Below are 21,847 nucleotides of genomic sequence, written 5' to 3'. Positions count from 1 at the left end.
TTTTTATAACTATTCAAAATCTTTTTATCACATTTTCTTCATTTTCGTCGATTTTATTAACTATAACGCTAGACTCTCTTTACTAGAAAACGTGATCAGCTAAGCGGATTTTTGTGTTTAATTCTTCGATCTCGAAGCCTTCTTCTTTTGTGTCCGCCTTTTTACCGATTTTTTCAGCAAAATTCATTTCGATATCTGGTCGATAAGAACGTTCGACATTTCGTACGAAATGTAATTTCTTGATCCTTTCTTCCGTTTGTTCATAGTTGTCTTCATTTAAATACATGATCACATACTTCATTTTACGAGAGACATAATGCACTAAACCAAATTTGCGAAGATTTTTCAATTGTTTTAAACTATATACCCACACGACTAACCCTCGCCGATGTGTTTGTTCAAATTCTTTATTTTCTATGTCCATGGCAGTTTCCTCCGCACCCTTCACTTTTTTCAAAAAATGGACTACCTGCACTGATTTTGATCTCCGTCGAAATCGTATGTGCAAGTTGTTTTCCAATGGAATCTAGTATCTTTTGTAATTCTGTTTCACTTATTCGAAAAGCAGCTACTTCTTCATTTAGATCCAGCTGCCTTTTGGCTTGTCGTACAGTTCGTTGTTTTTCACGAAACTCTGGAACGTACTTTCCATAAGGTGAAATTTCTTCAAATGCTTGTCTGCTTACAATAAAATCATTTTTTAACTGGTTGACGTTGATAGAAGTTTCCATCTCTTTTTTAGTTTTGAGATATTGTTCCATCATTTCACTTGTTACAATCGTTTGAACAAGCTGATGACACTGGTCCTCCAGTTCAAACAACTCCTCATTGATTATCACTGCTTTCACTAGTCTCCTCTTTTTCCTTCATTAAGACTAACATGTTTTCTTTCGAAAACGCAACGCCTAACTGTGTTGGTTCTTTTTCCAAGAATCGATCATGATAATAAGGATCAGTATATAACAATAAAACTGAAAAAGTCGGATCAATGATTGGATGCATGAAAATTCCAGTTGTTTGATCTAATTGTCGTTTTTCCACTAAGCGATTGATTTCATCATTTGACAACGTAAATTTAACTGTCGTTTGGGAAGTCTGTGTTGCCATCTGCCACTCTGCCAAACGATTTTCTGCCAACCATTCTTCTGGCTGGTCGATAAAGTCTGTTAACAGTACATTCGTTTGGATCATAAAATCTGGAGAGTAATGATAATTAGGCAGTTCAGCTTCTTGGCGTAATCTCGTCAATACTCGAGTGATTACACGCTCTCTTGACTGATTGATACTTTCCCAGTCTGCTGAACTCTCCATTTCGTAGTGGGGCAATCCTTCTCCGAAGACCTGGTAAGGCATTAATTTCAATAAGCTTTTCTTGTTTAAATAAACTGTTGAAAATAATCCACCTGTGTCTTGATCAAAGAAAAGCATCGCAAATGTACCGTTGTCAAAAGCAATCAAGGGACGATAATTCATGTCTTCTTCAGTTAACTCGATTCCGACTTCTGTCTCTTCATACTCGAATGTGAAGTTCGGAAAAATCGTTGTAATCTCTGTCAGATCCTGCATAGTCATGCCAACGGCAAATGGGGTCAAACTAGTTGCGTTCGCATTTAAAACTTTGATAGCCTCCACTCGGTCATTTTGTATATTTGCTTCAAGTACGATTTGTTGAATTGGATCTTGATAATATCTAATCTCAAAGCCGAATCCGCTCGTCAAACGATCTTTAGGTGAACCAATCTCTGCTTCTAATTCGGTGACTGATCGACCAATATATGTAGAAAAGCCAGTCGCATTTAGCTCCTGGTATTTCCAAGACGTTACCTGATTTTGATTTCCTATCAGTTGTTGGTCTTGCGTGGATGTTTCAAGTTTGGGAGGGAACACTACTGGCTCCAAATATAAAGCCGATGTGACGAATAGTAGTGTTGCTATAAATAGACCTAGTCGTTTCAAATGTTCCCTCTCCTTTCTTATTTTTCTGTAACTTCGATTAATAGATCTCCTGAGGAAATGGGGTCGCCAGCAACAACATAGAGATGTGCTATTTCTCCATCGAATGGTGCTTCAATGGCTGTTTCCATCTTCATTGCTTCAGTGACCATCAATGTATCGCCTCTTTTGACTGTATCGCCTTTTTTCACCAAGACGTCTAAAACTGAACCGGACATCGTCGCACCGATTTGTTCGCGATTTGTTGGTTCTGCTTTTCGTCTAGTTTTTACCGCACTGACGATCGACGTATCTTTGACGGTGATTTCTCTTCGTTGACCGTTCAAATTAAAGAATAACACACGATTCCCTTCAATATCAGGTTCACCGATTTCGTCTAAGCGAATGATCAGGATCTTGCCTTTTTCGATTTGAACGTTGACCGTTTCCCCTAAACGAATCCCTTGGAAGAAAGTCGGTGTATCCAGTAATGTGACATCGCCAAATTGATTATAAGCGGTTTGATAATCCAAGAAGACTTGTGGATACATCAAGTAACTCAAGACTTCTTCTTGTTTTGGTTCATAGCCGATCTTTTTAGCTAATTCTGCTTTGACTTTTTCGAAGTCCACTGTTTCAGCGAACAATCCTGGACGTTCAGTGATTGCTGGACGACCTTTCAAAATGATCTTTTGGAGTTTTTCTGGGAATCCGCCAACTGGTTGGCCTAATTCACCTTGGAAGAAGGTAACGACTGATTCCGGAAAACTCAAGGTCTCGCCTTTTTCATAAATGTCTTCTTCGCTCAATTCATTTTGGACCATGAACAAAGCCATATCGCCTACAACTTTAGAAGAAGGCGTGACTTTGACGATATCGCCAAACATCAGGTTCACCGTGTGGTACATTTTTTTGATGTCATCCCAACGATGACCTAAACCAACTGCTTTGGCTTGTTGTTGTAAGTTCGAGTATTGTCCACCTGGCATCTCGTGCATATAAACTTCAGTTTCAGGGGCATTCAAGCCATTCTCAAATGGTTTGTAATACATGCGAACATCTTCCCAGTAGTGATTCAACTGTTGCGCATTTTCAATATTGATTTCTGGTACACGTGGCCCATTGACCAAAGCGTAATACAAACTGCTCATACTTGGTTGGCTAGTATTTCCGCTCATCGCACTCATCGCTACATCGACAATATCGACACCCGCTTTGGTTGCTGCTGAGTAAGTGATGATGCCATTGCCACTCGTATCATGTGTGTGTAAATGGATTGGTAGATCCGTTGTCGCCTTCAATTCACTGATCAAGCGATAAGCAGCTTGCGGTTTCAACAGTCCTGCCATATCTTTGATGGCGATCATATGAGCGCCTAACTGTTCCAGCTCTTTTGCCATGTCCTTGTAATATTGCACATTGTATTTCGCACGACTTGGATCATTGATATCACCTGTGTAGCAAATCGTCGCTTCTGCAATTTTCCCTGTATCACGAACGGCTTGGATACTCTTTTCCATTTGCGGTACCCAGTTCAGACTGTCAAAGATCCGGAAGACATCGATCCCTTGTGTCGCTGCTTCTTTGATAAATTCAGCGATCACATTGTCTGGGTAGTTGGAGTAACCGACAGCATTCGATCCTCTAAAGAGCATTTGCAATAAAGTATTCGGCATCAATGAGCGAATCTTTCTCAGGCGTTTCCATGGGTCCTCATTCAAGAAACGATAGGCGACGTCAAACGTCGCGCCACCCCACATTTCACTTGAAAACAGCTCTGGAAGTCCTTCACCAGTCAAACGTGCGATTTCTTTAAAATCTTTTGTACGCACACGAGTTGCCAATAAGCTTTGATGGGCATCTCTAAACGTGGTATCTGTCAATAACACGTTTTCTTGTTGTTTGACCCAATCGACTAACGCGGAAGCACCGTCTTTGTCTAAGACATTTTTAGCTGTGATATAATCTGGGCGAGTGATCAGCTCTTTGGGCATACGTGGTGCATCGTAATATGGTTTTTCACCACGTTCGATACCAGGAAAACCATTTACCGTGATTTCTCCGATATATTTCATTGTTTTATTTCCACGGTCACGTAAGCGTGGGAAATCAAATAATTCATTGGTACTATCGATAAACGTCGTTTTGGCTTGTCCTGATTGAAATTCTGGATGCAAGATGACATTCAACATAAATGGAATATTTGTTTTCACTCCACGGATACGGAATTCTCTCAAACAACGTTCCATTTTTTGGATCGCTGTTGCAAAGTCAGCCGCATGTGTACAAACTTTTACTAAAAGTGAATCAAAATATGGGGTAACGATGTAGCCTGCATAGGCATTCCCTACATCTAAGCGGACGCCCATTCCACCTGGTGAGCGATACGTATCGATCTTACCAGTATCTGGTAGAAAGTTACTCAATGGGTCTTCCGTTGTGATCCGACATTGGATGGCTGAACCTTTGATTTTTATTTCGCTTTGCTGTGGCAATCCGATTTCTTTATGCAGATCTTTCCCTTGTGCAATCAATAATTGAGTCGTCACGATATCGACATCCGTGATCATCTCAGTGATCGTATGTTCCACTTGAACACGTGGGTTGACTTCAATAAAATAAAATTCGTCATTCTCCACTAAAAATTCGACTGTTCCTGCATTGACATATCCCACATGCTTCATCAATTGGACAGCGGCATCACATATACGTTGACGTTGCTGCTCATTCATAGAAACGCAAGGAGCGACTTCTACGACTTTTTGATGACGCCGCTGGACCGAACAATCACGTTCAAATAGATGGATGATGTTCCCATGGGTATCCCCTAAGATCTGGACCTCGATGTGTTTTGGATCAGCGATATACTTTTCAACATAGACTTCATCACTACCAAATGCGGCTTTCGCTTCGCTTTTTGCACGCTCATATCCTTCACGAGCGCCTTTTTCGTCATATGCTACACGCATCCCACGACCGCCACCGCCTAGTGCTGCTTTGATCATTACTGGATAGCCATGACGTTCAGCAAATGATAAAACTTCTTCAATTGACTCTACTGGTCCATCTGTCCCAGGGATCGATGCGATACCAGCTTCGATTGCTGCTGTTTTCGCTTTGATCTTGTCACCAAAAATATCAAGATGATGTAGTTCTGGCCCAACAAAAGTGATGCCTTCTTCTTTACAACGTGTAGCAAAGTGTAAGTTCTCAGATAATAATCCGTAGCCGGGATGGATCGCGTCTGCTCCACTAGCCTTAGCAATCTCAAGAATCCCTTCAATATCAAGATACGCATCTATCGGTCTTTTTCCTTTACCAACCAGATATGCCTCATCCGCTTTAAAGCGATGCACGGAATATTCATCTTCTTCTGCATAGACACCTACAGTTTGGATCCCTAATTCTGTACACGCACGAAATACCCGTACAGCAATTTCTCCTCTGTTAGCTACCAAAACTTTTCTCATCGAATCACTCCTACGTCAATTTTAGTAAATACCTAAACTCTTACGTTTCTCATCTGCGCTGATATTCAGGACGAAACCTACGCAGATCGAAAGCATCAGTAAACTCGAACCACCTTGACTCAAGAATGGGAATGTGATCCCTGTCAGTGGGATGATCCCAGTGATCCCGCCAAGGTTGACAAATACTTGGATCAGAAACATCGAACCGATTCCGATACATAGCAAAGAATTGAATGGATCTTTTGAGCGGATCCCCACTAAGATGATACGGGCGATCATGAACATCAATAAAGCTAAGATCAAAATACCCATGATCACGCCTAATTCTTCTACTACGATGGCATAGATAAAGTCGGTTTGCGCTTCTTGTAGAAATCCTTTTTTCTGGATACTATTCCCTAATCCGCGACCGAATAGACCACCGTTGAACATCGCATAATAACCATTCACCATTTGGTGTCCGTTATTCAATTCATCAGAAAAAGGGTTTTGAAAAATCTCAAAACGATGATAGATATATTGTAAGCGACCTGGGAAAAGTTTCCCTTGGGTCACGTTGATCAACCAAATTGTTATCACACTAAAAATGATTCCTCCGACACCAACGATCAAGGTGTAAAAATAATTGACGCCGCTAGCTAAGAGTAACACGATGATGATCAAAAAAATAACCGTTGCATTCCCAAAATCGGGTAGACTTGCCACTAACACAGTCAAGGCAAGAACTAACAATAAAGGTCGTTTGACCGTTGCAATGAAGTTTTTTTGCACACTCATTTGTCTCTGTGACAAAGTAAAGGAAAGATACCAGATGGCAATGATTTTTAGGTATTCGGCGGGCTGGATAGAAAATCCGGCAATCTCAAGCCAACCTTTTGCCCCATTTCGTTCTTCCCCAAAAAATAAGACGATCAATAATAAAATCGTCAAGACTGCGATAGCCGCCATGATCAATCGCTGATTTTTCAATACACCGATTTTCATTTTGTATAGGAGTGCAATAACGATCAAGCTAAGCACCCAAAAAATACTCTGATTGATGACCGATGACGCTGGATTGCTCCCATTTGCTAATAACAAGTAGGACGTAGAACTGTAAACCATGATCAATCCGATGATACATAAAATCAAATATGGAATTAAAATACTGTAATCCAACAGATGCCTTTTTTTTACTTTATTCGGCAAGCTTATTCCCCCTTGCCACTTTCTTTTTTATCATAATTTTCTCGGTAAACTTCATTGTATAAGTGATTCAATTGACGTTCTAACTCACTGAGCATCAGTTGCCCTTCTTTTTTTTCAATGATCCCTACACGTATTGCAAAACTCACTTGTTGAGAAAATCCATACATTTGTGTATCGACTACCTCTTCAAAGGCTTTACATTGTGAGATACAAAGACTGTTTGTTTGATTTTGGATCAAACGCTTGATGCGATCTGCCTCATCAATCAACACATTAAGTGCCGTCTCTTTTGAAAGAGAATCCATTTGCCTTTCCCTCCATTTCTAAGTTCATTCATTATAGCATATTTTACGCGATAACTGAGCAAGAACCTAGATTTATCTAGGCTTTTTTTTATGTTTTTTCACTATCACTTTGCGTAGCGCTTTCTTGGAAATTTTGGATTGATTGCAAGAACATTTCACCATACTTATCGAGCTTGCTTTGTCCTACCCCTTTGATTTGGAGAAGTGCCAATCGGTCTTTTGGACGATTACGACTCATTTCTTTGAGTGTTGCATCTGAAAAAACAACGTATGGTGGAACGCCCGCGTCAGCAGCTAAATCGGTCCGTAACTGGCGTAATACTTCAAATAGACCATCTGTTTCATCATGCGACAATTGTTGCACTTTTTTGGGTTCCTTTTTGTGTACAGTTACTTTTCCCATAAGCACTTGCACCCCAAGATCGCTGACTTTCAAAACAGGGTATTCACCACTAGCCGCAAGTAAGTAGCCACTTGAAATCAGATAGTCGATCAACTGCAATATATTTTTTTGTGACAGATTCCTTAGTAGACCATACGTAGACAATCGATCAAACTGAAACTGTTTGATTTTCTGATCTTTTGATCCGGCAAGGACTTTCATTAGTAATTGTTTTCCGTAGTTTTCACCCATTCGTTTCAAACAAGACAAAACCATTTGCGTTTCTGTGGTCACATCGACCAGTTCACGATCATCAAGACAGTTGCCACAACGCTGACAAGGCTCGCTTGCTTCTCCAAAGTAAGAAAGAATATATTGTTGCAGACAGGATTCGATATGGACGTATTCAGTCATGGCTCGGATCTTGTCGTATTCCTTATGTTTTTGTGCTTCCTCACGTTGCGATTGTTGAACAAAAAACTTTTGGACTTGCACATCTTGTGGCGCAAATAGCAAAATGGCTTCACTAGGTAAGCCATCTCTTCCGGCACGACCAGCTTCCTGATAATATGCTTCTAATGAACCTGGTATTTGGTAGTGAATGACAAACCGAATATTACTTTTATTGATTCCCATTCCAAAAGCGTTGGTTGCTACTAATAGTTGGATACGATCATAGAGGAAAGCTTCTTGCATTTCCGTCCGTTCCCTTTCTGAAATACCGCCGTGGTATCTGCCAACGGAAAAACCAAATTTCGCCAACAACTGATATAGTCGATCCACTTCTTTTCTAGTCGCGGCATAAATGATGCCTGATTGATTTTGATTCACTTTTAAATACTCGACCAAATATTGTTCTTTTTTTTGATCTTTGATAACCTGCAACCTTAGATTTTCTCGTGCAAATCCAGTTTGAATATGGTTCTTTTCAGGGATTTTTAAAAGTCTTTTGATATCTGTTGCTACAGGGACAGTAGCAGTTGCTGTCAAGGCCACGATGGGCGGACGCTGAGGAATACCTTCTAAAATATTCGCCATCTGCAAATAACTGGGTCTAAAATCATGCCCCCATTGCGAGATACAGTGGGCTTCATCAATGGCAATCAAGCGAACGGACCAACGATTCATCGCTTGGATAAAATCAGGCATGATAAAACGTTCTGGTGCAACATATAACAATTGATACTTTCCCTCATCTAATGAACGAAAACGTTGTGCCACTTCATATCCTTCTAATGAACTATTGATAAACGTAGCAGCAATCCCCAGTTGATTCGCAGCATCCACTTGATCTTTCATCAAAGAGATCAAGGGAGAAACGACGATCGTCAACCCTTCCAAGGCTAGCGCAGGTAGCTGATAACATATTGATTTTCCGCTTCCAGTCGGCATGATACCCAAGACATCTTCTTGAGCCATGATTTTTTCAATGATTTCTTTTTGGCCTGGGCGGAAAAGCTCATATCCAAAATATTTTTTTAATAACTGCTCCACATGCGCCCTCCTCGATTTCTGTTTGTTTTTACACTTTCAAGTTTTACTTCTTTCATCTAACTATTAATTACGCATTTTCTCCAATGATTCATTTGACATGTACTATCTATTCTACTTCTGTCTGCTCATAAGAGCAAGTCTCACTCCGTGAAACAAAATACCGTTTGTGAAACTAAAAATAGAGCATTCCGAGTCTTTTAAAAGTTCTTTAAAAAATTCATCTTGCCATTCTTGCTTTCATTTTTTGTTTCTTTAAGTTCTCCACAGCTAATGATTGACTTCCTATTATGAGAATTTTGTTTTTTGCTCATAGGATTTATTTTTATATTTCTTGTCCGTGACTCCTTTAGTGATCATAAAAAAACAGTTGAAAGGATGCCAAAGTAATTATCACTTTCGCTCTTTCAACTGCTTCGTTGTCATTTTAACTATCGGTTACTGTTTATCAAACGATTTTTTAGACATTTTTCGTTTCCATAAAACAAATCCTACTACTAGTACGAAACATGCACCAATATATGGCAGTACTCGATTGATGGTTTGATTGGTTTGTGGCAATTTGCTCTCATCACCTTCTGCTGCGGAACCCTCACCTAAACCAGTCTCTGCTGAAATTCCATCTGCATTTGGGTCGTTGGATGTGCCAGTACCATCTTCTGCACTAGCGTCCTCTTCTCCTGGCGTTGTTTCTTGGCCAGGTTCAACGATTTCATAGGAAGATTCTGTACGAGTAGATAAACTCCCATAACTACGGTCCACTTTGACATCGAGAGAAACAAAGCGACTTCCCATAGTTTCTGTATCGATTTCAGATGACCCATCTAAAGAAACAGTATAGACATTTTTAGGTATTACACGTCCATTGACTTTAACTTCTTTTACTAACGATTTCAGGTCAACTCTTTCAGTGCCTTGTGCAAAAGAAGGCTGAGCAGGTTCAACTGTTAACTCACCTGTAGGCTCAAAACCATAATCTGTTACCTTATAATAAGCGTAATTACTGCCATAGGTGTAGTTTCGTTCGTTCTCTTCTGCCATCAATAAATTGTTACTAGTATCTACGTGATAAACCTTCACGATATCACCTGGGGTCACCGCCAGTGATTTACCAGTATTAAAACGTGAAATTGCTTGCTCGATCGTTTGTGTACCACGAACCTCGTATTGATATTTGCTTTGCTTACGTTCGTTGAGAATTTCGATTCCATAATATACTTCGGTGTCATCGTATTCATTCACTCGATTCTTCAACACTGTTTGATCGGTTCCTTGGACAGATTGGATCTCGATTTGTTTGCTGTTTTTAAGTAGTCCAAATGATCCAACCGTTTCACCTTTACGATTTTTTAAATGGATCGTGCTGCCCCATTTCACTTCATATGGCACTTCGATGTCAGTCGAAGAAACACCATCTGCCGTTGATACTTTTACCGTTACTGTTTTTTCTCCTGTCGTATGCGTATCAAACGCTCCCGTTTGTTCTACTTTATAAAGCTCTGTGTTCAAACTCTGTCCGTTAAATGCAACATTGTCAATCAACGTTGTCACGTCTACTTCACTGGTATCTTCACCTAAGACAAGTTCCTGACTAGCAACATCTGCGTGGATCATCGTAATTGGCTCAAACTCTCCATTCTTGACTTCATAATAAGCGTAATTCAACCCAGCTGTATAGTTTTTGACGATATCATCCCACATCAGTAAGTTCTGGTTATCTGTTTCTGCATGGTAGACACGGAAAATGTCTCCTTCTTCCACAGGTAATGATTGCCCATTATTGAACCCTTCGATTGCTTGACGAACCGTTTGATTACCTGCCACTTCATAAGTATATTTGATGTTATCGGGAAATAAACTATTGGCTTTATTTTTAGGATCTGCTAGGATATCGATTCGATAATAGGCATTACGACCATAAGCAGAATTGACTGGCGCATTAAGTTCTGTTTCATCTTCACCTTTTGTGGCATAGATAGCCAACTGGTCATTTTGATCAAGCAGACTAAAAGAACCGACGATACCTTTTTTCCCTTCTTTTTCTTCACCTTTCAGAATAAATGTACTTCCCCATTTGACTTGATAAGGAAGTTCAACTTGTACACTAGTTAAACCATCGTTCATTTTCACACGCATAGCGACGTTTTTATTTCCTACCGTCGTCGTATCGATTTCTGAACGTCTTTCGATTGTGTATTCCTCTGGATCAACTGTTTTGCCGTTGATCGTCACACGATCAATTAATTCAGCATCAGCTGCAGTAGTCACATCTTGCGCGAGATAAAATGCTTTATTAGCTGTATGGACTTCCATGACTGGCATTGCTTCAAAACCATAAGTCGTTACTTTGTAATACGCATAATCTGAACCATACGTGAAGTCCTCTTCTAGTTCATCGACCATCAGTACCGAGCTACCAGGAGATTTTTGCGGGTGATAAATTTTGATCACATCATCTAACTGGACAGTGACAGCTTGAGTACCATTAGTTCCAAAACCGTTGATGACGTCTTGTAGCGTGACACGACCTGGGACTTCTTGACTATACTGGACTCTTTCGCCACGTAAGACTTCAATTGAATAATAGAGGTCTTGATCGTTTCCTAAGCGCTCATCTAATGGCGAGTCAAACCCTTGATGGATTTTCAATTGTCTGGTCGTATTAGTAGTTTGCAGTGAGAAAACACCTGCTGAACCACCAGTGCTAGATTTCATCACAATCGTTCTGCCCCATTTCACTTCATAAGGCACTGTGATGACTTTTGATACTACCCCATCTTTCGTGTCAAATTGGATAGCAAGTTCTTTTTGACCGACTGTGGTTGTATCGAAGTTTCCTAATTGTTTCACTGTATATAGATCCGGTGTTAGCTCGGTACCGTTGATCGTTACCTGATTGATCAGTTGCGTTCCATCAATCCCCGTGGCATCATCACCTAAGCTAAATTCTTGTGGTTTGGTATCCGTAGAAATCGCGAGGATCGGTTCTAACCCATGTTCTGTGACTTCGTAATAGGCATCATTTGAACCCATCGTAAAGTCTTTTGCTAATTCATCTTGCATCAATAAACTATTACCTGTTGGTTCTGCATGATACACTTTGATGACGTCGCCTTGTTTGACATTCAAAGGTTTTCCTTGATTGAACCCTTCGATTCCTTCTCTAATCGATTGATTCCCTAGTACGTTATATTGATACTTGGTGGTAATATTTTCGATCACTTCAATGCCATAGTAGGTGTCTCGTCCAAAATGATTATTGACCGGTTGACTCAAGTCCGTCCCACTTACACCTGGACTAGCATGCAATGCCCATTGATCGTTTTCTTTCAGTAGACTAAATGCTCCAACGGTTGCATTATCCAAGCCTTTCAATACAAATGTGCTTCCCCATTTGACTTGATAATCGACTTCGAATTCTTTCGTTGCTAGACCATCATTCGTTGTGACATTTAGATTCATTTTTCTCGCACCAATCGCATGAGTATCAAAATCAACAAGAGCTTCTACGGTATAATCCTTACTATCGATTGTACGACCATTGATGGTTACATTTTTCAATAAAGAGGCTGGTTCAATCATAGAGGTATTTTCTCCAAGTACAAAGCTTTTTTGCGAAGATTCTGCATCTAATACCGGAAACGGATCAAATCCATACGGTGTGATCTTATAGTATGCATACTCAGAATCATAGGTATAATCCTCTTCTTTTTCATCGATCATCACGACTGAACTATTCGGCGTTCGTTCTGGATGATAGATCTTAATGACATCATCGTAACGGACATCGATCGTTGATGAGGTGTTTCCAAATTGATCCATGATTTGTTGTAATGTGGCACGATTTGACACATCTTGACTATAAACAGTGGTTGCTCCTCGTAAAACTTCAAATGAGTAGTACAAAGAAAATGGTGACGTCAGTGGTCCAACAGCTGTATTCATCGTAGAAGGAATACCGGTACCGAAGACGATTTTTGCAGTAGAGCTTCCTGAATTATCTGTTTTTAAAGAAAATGCACCAGCTGAGCCACCGCTTGCAGACCTCATGAAAATCGTATGACCCCAAAGCACATTGATAGTTGTTTCTCCTGAACCTTTGATCATCACGCCACTATTCGGGTGTCTTGTTTGAACAGTCAGCTTAACGGTTTGAGCTCCAGTGTATGTGAAATTAGGCTCACTCGATTCCTCAGCAACAAATTCCAAGTCTTCAATAGCTACAGGTTCTCCTTGCATAGTGACTGAATCGATATAATCCTTAAAATTAGAAGCAAATGATGGATAATCATTGCCCATCACTCGCTCTTCAATGGGTTTTAATTGGACCTTTAATCCCTCATGAGGTTTTACATTGATCGATACAGAAGCTTCAGCGGTACGTCCATCTTCTGCGGTTGCTTTTGCCTGCCAAGTTTGTAGGCCTGCAACATTGGTATTCGTATTGCTAAACCATTGTACTGTATAGGAACCATTTGGATTAGGTACATCAAAATAATTGATCGCATCTGGTAACTCATCATATTGATTGATTTCAAAGTTACCAGATTTAGCAGTCATTTTTAGCGGACCAGGTTTCACATTAAAGGGGATTTCAACCACTGTTTCTCTAGAAGTAATTGAATCCGTGACTTTTACTTTTCCCTTTTGTTCGCCGACCTTTGCTGTATCAGGTTTTTCTACCCAGTTTGCAGCAACTGTTCCTTTCGCATTCTTCACATCGAGGTAACTAAGCAACTCAAGATTATTCACGTTCTGGCCTTCATCCAAATTGTGTGGACCATTTTTAACGGTTACTTCAATGTCCCCTAAAGCTTGTTCAGCGGATAAAAACGACACATTACCGTTTTTCTTGTATAGCTCTATTCCAAAGCCATTGCTCATTAGAGAATAGGCATGATCTAACCTAACATTTTCAAGCAATTCATTTCAATTAACCGAATTGTTAGCCAATCTAGTCATAGTTATAGTCGCTTTATCATCATTAAGAACAGTACCACGATTGCTCAACTCAAAGTGAACATGCCAATTTCCACTTTTAGTAATTCCTTCACTAACCCACTGTGTGTTTAAATTTATTCGATTGATTAAATAAATTTGACCAACTAAATAACTACCTGGAAGAGGTAAAGCAGGTTCTTCAGTTTGAAAATGCCAAGTTCGGTAATCTCCCTCTAATTTGATGACTTCACCAATTTTAAATTCATGATCATAGGACTTCATTGCTTCAGAATAAAGATAACCAAACCTCTCATTTATACCATCTGAAATGATTTTTTTAACCTCATCTTCCGTATATTGTGGTGCTATACTTTGACTGTTACTCTTTTTCTCATTGGTAGATTTCGTTGTTTTATTCTGTTTTTCTCTATTTGTATTATTACTTGACTCATTTGTTTTCTTACTTGTCTCCGTTTTCAATTGTCTAGTTTGGCTGTTGTTTTTTTCATTGACAGCTGATATGCCTTGGACGATCACCCCATTCAAATTCCCTAATATCATGCCAACAATCAATGTACTATGTATTAACTTTTTTCGCACAGTCACCTTTCGTTCCTCCTTTATTTTACCCATCAGGAGGAGCGTCAGTATTCAGTTGGTGTCTATTATCCTTACTGAAGGTCATCGCTTCCTCCTTTTCAAATGATTTGTGTCTCAAATCGTTTGCTTGTTGATTAGTCGCATGGTTTTATTCCATATTATTCATCGCAGGCTTCTCCTCCTTATCAAATCTATAATATATGTAAACTTTACTTTTCTAGTTTAGAACGAAAACCCTTTTTTTATAACGCCATTTTTTCTATTTCAATCAGTATATATTGAAAGAAAAGCGTTATTTAAATTGAGTTTACTAAAAAAAACATACTTTTTTAGTATGCTATTGAATAATCAAAAAAACACCAGCTCCAAGAATGGTATTTCTTTACCCGTTAATTATTTTAATTTTTCCTAAATTATTTTTTCTCTACAATGTAATAGGTGTTCTAAATTTTCCATGTTACGACTACTATTCGATTTACTTCCCAAGATAGTACTTTACTTTGAGAAATGTGTGTTTTGTTAATCATGAATGAGCACCTTCATATGCACAAATGAAGTTTATAATTTCTATATTGGTTGTGCTTTGAATATAAGACGAACATGGACTTTCGCATGGCTCCATCAAAAAAAGGCAAGTGACAAAATTCTGCAGTTCGTTCACAATAGTTTTTTAGGAAATTTAGTTGTTTCATCATCAATCACTTGTCTACGGTATTTTGTTACCAGTACAAGAAGATAATACAGAAGAAACACTGAATGATTATTAGTATCTCATTCCATTGTTAGATCAGCTCTTTTCTTTTATAGACTGATTATAATGTAGAATAAAATAGAAGGGCAATGCGCCTTACATGTCGGTTTTCGAGTTGCCAACGGCAATCCTCATACTGAACGGCATTCATCACCGACCTATAGAGAATGGGCGATTTCTGCCTCATTACGTTAAAAAAGATAAAAAAAGGAACAGACAGAAAGTAGTGCCCTTCTGCCTGTTCCAATCATTCGATTATTTCTTTTCACTAACATCATTTTCACAATGAGCTAGTTTCCCTTTAAACTTCGATCAAAAACATTATTTTTTCTTTTTAGATGCTTTTTCACGTGCATTTTTTTCTAAGATTTGTTTTCTTAGACGGATGTTTTCTGGAGTTACTTCACAGTATTCATCGTCATTCAAGAATTCTAGTGATTCTTCAAGTGTTAATTGTTTTGGTTTTTTGATGACTGATGTTTGGTCTTTGTTAGCTGAACGAACGTTAGTCATTTGTTTTGCTTTTGTGATATTGACTGTCAAGTCATTCTCACGGCTGTTTTCACCGATGATCATACCTTCGTAGACTTCTGTACCTGGTTCAACAAATACAGTACCACGTTCTTCGATACTCATGATTGAATACGTTGTTGCTTTACCTGTATCGATGGATACTAACGCACCTTGGTGACGTCCGCCAATTTGGCCAGGAAGCATTGGCAAGTATTGATCAAATGTATGGTTCATGATTCCGTAACCACGAGTCATTGACAAGAATTCTGTTGAGTAACCGATCAATCCACGAGCAGGTGTCAAGAATGTCAAACGAATTTGACCATTTCCTGTATGAACCATATCTTGCATTTCACCTTTACGTTGGCTCAATGATTCGATGACACTACCCATGTATTCTTCTGGTGTGTCGATTTGAACACGTTCAAATGGTTCACATTTTACGCCATCGATTTCTCTTTCGATAACTTCTGGACGTGATACTTGTAACTCATAACCTTCACGACGCATGTTCTCGATCAAGATCGATAAGTGAAGTTCACCACGACCTGAAACTGTCCAAGCATCTGGTGAATTCGTTGGTTCAACACGAAGTGAAACGTCTGTTTGTAATTCTGCCATCAAACGTTCTTCGATTTTACGTGATGTCACGTATTTTCCTTCGCGTCCAGCAAATGGAGAGTTATTGACTAAGAAAGTCATTTGTAATGTTGGTTCATCGATATGCAAGATCGGTAATGCTTCTTGATGATCGACTGGTGTAACTGTTTCCCCAACGAAGATATCTTCCATTCCTGAGACAGCGATCAAGTCACCAGCTTTAGCTTCTTGGATCTCTAAACGTTGTAAGCCAAAGAAACCAAATAATTTTGTCACACGGAATTTCTTCACTGTGCCATCAAGTTTGATCAGTGATACTTGGTCACCAACTTTGATTTTCCCTCTGAAGACACGGCCGATACCGATACGTCCAACATAATCATTGTAATCAAGTAATGATACTTGGAACTGTAAAGGTTCATCGCTATTGTCAACTGGTGCAGGAATAGCTTCGACAATTGTATCAAAGATCGGTGCCATTGTTGGTTCTTGGTCCGCTGGATCATCGGATAAGCTTGATGTTCCGTTCAAAGCAGATGCGTAGATCACTGGGAAATCCAATTGATCATCGTCTGCGCCTAATTCGATAAATAATTCTAAGACTTCATCTACCACGAACTCTGGACGAGCAGATGGTTTGTCGATCTTGTTTACAACAACGATCGGTGTGATATGTTGTTCTAAAGCCTTTTTCAATACGAAACGTGTTTGTGGCATGGTGCCTTCATAGGCATCTACAACTAAGACAACGCCGTCTACCATTTTCATGATACGTTCTACTTCACCACCGAAGTCCGCGTGTCCAGGTGTATCCATGATATTGACGCGAATCCCTTTATAATCAACAGCTGTATTTTTCGCTAAGATTGTGATTCCACGTTCTTGTTCAAGTGCGTTTGAGTCCATCGCACGTTCTTGTAATTGAGTGTGGGCGTCTAATGTGTCAGATTGTTTTAATAGTTCATCAACTAATGTTGTTTTTCCGTGGTCGACGTGGGCGATGATCGCTACGTTACGGATGTCATTTCTTTTATTCAATTTAAGTAACTCCTTTTTTATCGATTCTTTATCACAGGGCAATTTTACTCGACTGTTTATTATACCAAACTTTTTTCATGAAATATAGTGAAATGTTTTCATTTTTTCGAGAAAATTAATAATTCGCCCTTTTTCTAATCAAAACAGCACGAAAAATCCGAATTTATGTAAAAAAAAGTCATTACAAAAACTTTTCCATTAGCCTATTCTATAAATGAATGTTCCGATACTATCATCGATCAAAAAAATAAGCGAAGGATTACATTGCTCAAAAAAGCAATTTTATCGTCCCCCACTTATTTTATAAGAACTTTTTGATGGATGTATCTCAAAGCTAGAAAAATAATCAATCCAATTGAAGCATGTCGAGTATGGTTGCATAGGCTGTTGGAGTTGCGGCTAAGTAATATTCTCTGCCACTGAAACTCAATGGTGCACCGGAAAACCCACTATATCGCATACCGAACTCTTCCAACAAGACATTGCCAGCTGCGTAATCCCAGGGACTTAGATTGGAGATATAGCCGATGTGGTTGCCTTTTAACATCGCAATCAATTCTAAGCCTGCACAGCCACACATCCGAACGCCGATACTTTGTTCACCAATCGCATGGATATTGAATCGATCATGACCGAAGAGATAGCTATTGATTGCTACTAATCCTTTGTCTAATGGAAGGTCTTGCGGTTGGGGTAATTTCACATCATTTTTGTAAACACCGATTGTTTTACCGCCCCAGTATAATTCATCTCGCATGACATCATAGATGAATCCTAGCTGTCCCACTCCATCTTCGTAATAAGCAAGCATGATACAAAAATTTTCTCCTTGTACCACGAAGTTCAACGTACCATCAATGGGGTCAATGATAAAGACCTGACCACTCAAATCAGATAAGTTGTTGTATCCTTCTTCTTCTGCCAAAATTTTTGCTTGAGGATAGGCAGAATGGATTTTATTGATCAGAAATGCTTGGATTTCTCGATCCATGTTTGTCACTAGATCTTTATGATTCGTTTTTTCTGCGACTGTTAGTTGCTCATTTTGTGCATGGAGGATCTTTTCTTTTGCTGCTACCAACCAGGCAATTATTTCCTCAATCATTTTCTCCATCGTCTCACCCATTCATTTTTAGCATTTTGTTGGTGTTCTTCTTTGCCTCTTGAATAGTACGGTATAGCGAATAGCCAGAAGCTTTTTCAAACTCACGTCCTAACCGTTTTTCTTCTCCGATCGATTTGATCACTGTTTTGAATTGTTGATAGGTTGTTAGAAATTCCTGATTATTGATTCCTTGTTCATTCGCTTTTTCGAGGGCTTCCCACATGTTCATCACGATGACCATTTCTTCAGTGGTCCAGTCCAAGTCTAATGGATATTGATACTCATTCATAGATATTATCTCCTATTCTATTCATCCCTTTCAGTTTATCATAGAAAGAAGACTTCTTCCAAGTGGTTTTGCTCTATTTTAGTTTACATAATAATTTTATAGTCGCTATTTAGAGTAAAAAAACACAACTCTCTCTTCTCAGAGAAAGTTGCATTTAGTTGAATGATTAAATATGGATTGGTAAGCCTAAAGCTAATTCAGCTGCGTCCATTGTGATCTCACCTAAAGATGGATGTGGATGGATCGTCAACGCGATATCTTCAGCGTTCATACCTGATTCGATTGCCAAAGCAAGTTCAGAAACCATATCACTTGCTCCAACTCCACCGATTTGCGCACCGATGATGACATTGTCTTCATTCGTTGTCACTAAACGGATAAAGCCTTCTGTTTTACCTAATGATAAAGCACGACCGTTCCCAGAGAATGGGAATTTGTAAGCTGTTGCTTCTAGTCCGGCTTCTTTTGCTTCTTTGATCGTCATCCCTACTGATGCTAATTCAGGATCAGTAAAGGCAACTGCTGGCATTGCTTTGTAGTCAACTGCTACTTTTTTGCCAGAGATTGCTTCTGCGGCGATTTTTGCTTCATAACTTGCTTTATGTGCTAAAGCAGCGCCTGGAACGATGTCGCCGATTGCAAAGATGTTAGGTACGTTTGTACGTCCTTGATTATCAACTGGGATCAAGCCACGTTCACCGATTTCAACACCAGCTTGTTCTAAGCCCATGTCTTCAGTATTCGGACGACGTCCAACAGTGACCATCACGTAGTCAGCTGTTACTGATTCTTCTTTTCCGTCTACTGCATATTTGACAGTTACGCTATCACCATTGTCGATTGATTCTTTAGCCATTGCATTTGTAATGACTGTTACGCCTTTTTTCTTGAAGTCATCTTCCACTAATTTCACCAAGTCTTTTTCATACGTAGGTAAAATTTGTGGTGAACCTTCAAGGATCGTTACTTCAGAACCTAAGTTTGCGTAAGCCGCACCAAGTTCAGCACCGATTACCCCGCCGCCGATGATGACGAATTTCTTAGGAACTTCTGTTAGGCTTAATCCACCTGTAGAATCTAAGACACGGCCACCAAATTTGAATCCAGGGATTTCGATTGGACGAGAACCTGTCGCAACGATAGCATGGTTGAATGAATAAGTTTGAGCAGAATCCGGATGGATCACACGTAATGTATGATCATCTACGAAGAATGCTTCGCCTTCGATCGTTTCAACTTTGTGTTTTTTCAACAAGTAGCCGACACCTGAAGTCAATGTTTTCACTACTTTGTTGTCTTTCCACTCTTGTGTTTTTGTAAAATCTAGTGAGACATTTTCACTTGTTACACCGAACATCGATGAATCAAGTGATTCTTGATAATGATGACCTGCTGCGATCAACGCTTTAGAAGGAATACAACCAACGTTCAAACAAACGCCGCCGATATATTCTCTTTCAATGATCGCTACTTTTTGGCCCATTTCAGCAGCGCGGATGGCAGCAACATAGCCGCCAGGTCCCGCACCGATTACAACTGTATCTAATTCAACAGCAAAATCTCCAACTACCATTTGTTTCTCATCCTTCCATCATTAATAGCTCTGGATCAGCTAATAAACGTTTGATGTTATTCATTGCTTGTTGTGCTGTCGCACCATCGACGATTCGGTGATCGAAACTCAATGATAATTTCATCACTCGGCCAACAACGATTTCACCTTCAGCATTGACGATTGGTTGTTGAGCAATTGTTCCTACCCCTAAGATTGCTACTTCAGGGTAGTTGATTACTGGTGTGAACCAGCCGCCACCAACTGAACCAATGTTACTGATCGTGATCGTTCCGTTACGCATATCGTCTGCCGCTAGTTTGCCATCATGAGCAAGTTTTGCTTTCTCGTTGATTTCGTCTGCGATCGCAAACATTCCTTTACGGTCAGCATCTTTCACGTTTGGCACATACAAACCATGGTCTGTATCTGTTGCGATACCGATATTGTAATAGTTTTTATAAACGATTTCTTGTTTTGAATCATCGATTGACGCATTCAAGATTGGGAATTTTTTGACTGTTGCAGTCAACGCTTTGACAACGTAAGGCAAGAACGTTAATTTCGTGCCGTTAGCAGCTGCCACTTCTTTGAATTTCTTACGGTTATCCCAAAGATTTGTGACTTCAACTTCATCATGTAAAGTGACATGAGGTGCTGTTTGTTTGCTGTTGACCATTGCTTTGGCAATTGCTTTACGTGTTGGTGTCAATGCCACACGTTCTTCTAGATCGCCTAAGTTTGATTTGAATGCTTTTGCTGGAGCAGCTTTTGTTTCAGCTGGTTTTGCAGCAGATGCTTCTGTTGGTGCAGCTGATTCAGCAGGTTTGCTTGCAGCTGCTGGAGCGCCTCCGCCAGATAAGAAGTTTTCGATATCTTCTTTTGTCACACGTCCGCCTTTTCCAGTTGCAGAAACTTGGCTGATATCCACGTCTTTTTCGCGAGCGAATTGACGAACAGATGGCATTGCTAATACGCGTTTATCTGGGTTTGCCGCTTCAGGGATACTTGAAGAACCTGAAGTTTCCACTTTTGCATCAGAAGTTGCTGCCGCTGGTTTGCTTGCAGGTGCACTATTGTGTCCTGGCGCATCGATCTCAACCAATACGTCACCAACATTTGCGACTGTACCTTCAGAAACAACGATTGTTTTCACAGTTCCTGTTACTGGAGATGGAATTTCTTCCACTGATTTGTCATTTTGCACTTCTAATAATGTATCGTCTTCATTGATCGTGTCACCGGCTTTAACAAACCATTTAACGATTTCACCTTCTGCGATACCTTCACCGATATCAGGTAATTTGAATTGGAATACGCCGCCGTCAGAAGCTTCTGCTGATGCAGATGAACTTTCTGTTGTTGGTTCAGCAGCAGGTGCTTCAGGTGTTTGCTCAGTAGCTGCCACGCCTTCGCTTCCGCTGTCTTCGTTTCCTTCATGTCCTGGTGCATCGATCTCAACTAATACGTCACCAACATTTGCAACTGTACCTTCTGGAACAACGATGCTTTTCACTGTTCCTGTTACTGGAGATGGAATTTCTTCCACTGATTTATCATTTTGTACTTCTAATAATGTATCGTCTTCATTGATCGTATCGCCTGGTTGAACGAACCATTTAACGATTTCACCTTCTGCGATACCTTCACCGATATCAGGTAATTTAAATTGGTAAGCCATGGGTTTTTA

General features: G+C 39.8%; 14 protein-coding genes. All 14 read right to left on the bottom strand.

The window, feature by feature from the left end; genetic code table 11:
- Positions 1-82 precede the first annotated feature (82 nt).
- Positions 83-424, bottom strand: a complete 342-nt coding sequence (locus EM4838_RS05620; protein ID WP_034689324.1) for a YlbG family protein — start codon at positions 422-424, stop codon at positions 83-85.
- Positions 408-839 carry a YlbF/YmcA family competence regulator gene (locus tag EM4838_RS05615; protein WP_071867161.1) on the bottom strand — a complete coding sequence of 144 codons (432 nt, stop codon included), beginning with the start codon at positions 837-839 and terminating at the stop codon, positions 408-410. The genes EM4838_RS05620 and EM4838_RS05615 overlap by 17 nt, the downstream gene beginning before the upstream one ends.
- Positions 826-1,956, bottom strand: coding sequence for a CAP-associated domain-containing protein (locus EM4838_RS05610; protein WP_071867117.1), 1,131 nt, complete (start codon positions 1,954-1,956; stop codon positions 826-828). Before EM4838_RS05610 ends, EM4838_RS05615 begins: the two co-directional genes overlap by 14 nt.
- 17 nt (positions 1,957-1,973) lie before the next feature.
- Positions 1,974-5,402, bottom strand: a complete 3,429-nt coding sequence (locus EM4838_RS05605; RefSeq protein WP_071867118.1) for a pyruvate carboxylase — start codon at positions 5,400-5,402, stop codon at positions 1,974-1,976.
- Positions 5,403-5,423: 21 nt separating this feature from the next.
- A complete protein-coding gene (locus EM4838_RS05600; protein WP_071867119.1) occupies positions 5,424-6,590 on the bottom strand; it encodes an FtsW/RodA/SpoVE family cell cycle protein in 1,167 nt (388 codons plus the stop codon).
- A 2-nt stretch (positions 6,591-6,592) separates the two neighbouring features.
- A complete protein-coding gene (locus EM4838_RS05595; RefSeq protein WP_010735661.1) occupies positions 6,593-6,895 on the bottom strand; it encodes an Fpa/YlaN family protein in 303 nt (100 codons plus the stop codon).
- 88 nt (positions 6,896-6,983) lie between these two features.
- Positions 6,984-8,771 (bottom strand): DNA helicase RecQ, encoded by a 1,788-nt coding sequence (gene recQ, locus EM4838_RS05590; RefSeq protein ID WP_071867120.1) that lies wholly within the window; start codon positions 8,769-8,771, stop codon positions 6,984-6,986.
- 435 nt (positions 8,772-9,206) lie between these two features.
- Positions 9,207-13,691: an LPXTG cell wall anchor domain-containing protein gene (locus EM4838_RS05585; RefSeq protein ID WP_143141823.1), complete on the bottom strand. Its 4,485-nt coding sequence runs from the start codon at positions 13,689-13,691 to the stop codon at positions 9,207-9,209.
- A gap of 6 nt (positions 13,692-13,697) precedes the next feature.
- On the bottom strand, positions 13,698-14,315 hold the full coding sequence (locus EM4838_RS05580) for a hypothetical protein (RefSeq protein WP_071867122.1): 618 nt from the start codon (positions 14,313-14,315) through the stop codon (positions 13,698-13,700).
- A gap of 1,066 nt (positions 14,316-15,381) precedes the next feature.
- A complete protein-coding gene (gene typA, locus EM4838_RS05570) occupies positions 15,382-17,211 on the bottom strand; it encodes a translational GTPase TypA (protein ID WP_065096760.1) in 1,830 nt (609 codons plus the stop codon).
- A gap of 346 nt (positions 17,212-17,557) precedes the next feature.
- Entirely contained in the window at positions 17,558-18,325 is a 768-nt protein-coding gene (locus EM4838_RS05565) for an inositol monophosphatase family protein (RefSeq protein WP_071867162.1), read from the bottom strand.
- Positions 18,326-18,329: 4 nt separating this feature from the next.
- Positions 18,330-18,605, bottom strand: coding sequence for a UPF0223 family protein (locus EM4838_RS05560; RefSeq protein ID WP_019723241.1), 276 nt, complete (start codon positions 18,603-18,605; stop codon positions 18,330-18,332).
- Between the two features lie 166 nt (positions 18,606-18,771).
- The gene (lpdA, locus tag EM4838_RS05555) at positions 18,772-20,178 is read right to left on the bottom strand and encodes a dihydrolipoyl dehydrogenase (RefSeq protein WP_010735668.1); all 1,407 of its coding nucleotides are present in this window, start codon (positions 20,176-20,178) and stop codon (positions 18,772-18,774) included.
- Positions 20,179-20,185: 7 nt separating this feature from the next.
- Positions 20,186-21,838 carry a dihydrolipoyllysine-residue acetyltransferase gene (locus EM4838_RS05550; protein ID WP_100917244.1) on the bottom strand — a complete coding sequence of 551 codons (1,653 nt, stop codon included), beginning with the start codon at positions 21,836-21,838 and terminating at the stop codon, positions 20,186-20,188.
- Positions 21,839-21,847: the final 9 nt, after the last annotated feature.

This window comes from Enterococcus mundtii (assembly GCF_002813755.1).
Lineage (GTDB): Bacteria > Bacillota > Bacilli > Lactobacillales > Enterococcaceae > Enterococcus_B > Enterococcus_B mundtii.
Note: the sequence above shows the minus strand (reverse complement) of the source record. Positions and strands in the feature narration are given on the sequence as shown.

Excerpts from the sequence above, each read along its gene's own strand:
- EM4838_RS05620 (WP_034689324.1), bottom strand. The coding sequence starts at position 424 with ATGGACATAGAAAATAAAGAATTTGAACAAACACATCGGCGAGGGTTA.
- lpdA (WP_010735668.1), bottom strand. The coding sequence starts at position 20,178 with ATGGTAGTTGGAGATTTTGCTGTTGAATTAGATACAGTTGTAATCGGT.
- EM4838_RS05565 (WP_071867162.1), bottom strand. The coding sequence starts at position 18,325 with ATGGAGAAAATGATTGAGGAAATAATTGCCTGGTTGGTAGCAGCAAAA.
- EM4838_RS05605 (WP_071867118.1), bottom strand. The coding sequence starts at position 5,402 with ATGAGAAAAGTTTTGGTAGCTAACAGAGGAGAAATTGCTGTACGGGTA.
- EM4838_RS05595 (WP_010735661.1), bottom strand. The coding sequence starts at position 6,895 with ATGGATTCTCTTTCAAAAGAGACGGCACTTAATGTGTTGATTGATGAG.
- EM4838_RS05560 (WP_019723241.1), bottom strand. The coding sequence starts at position 18,605 with ATGAATGAGTATCAATATCCATTAGACTTGGACTGGACCACTGAAGAA.
- EM4838_RS05550 (WP_100917244.1), bottom strand. The coding sequence starts at position 21,838 with ATGGCTTACCAATTTAAATTACCTGATATCGGTGAAGGTATCGCAGAA.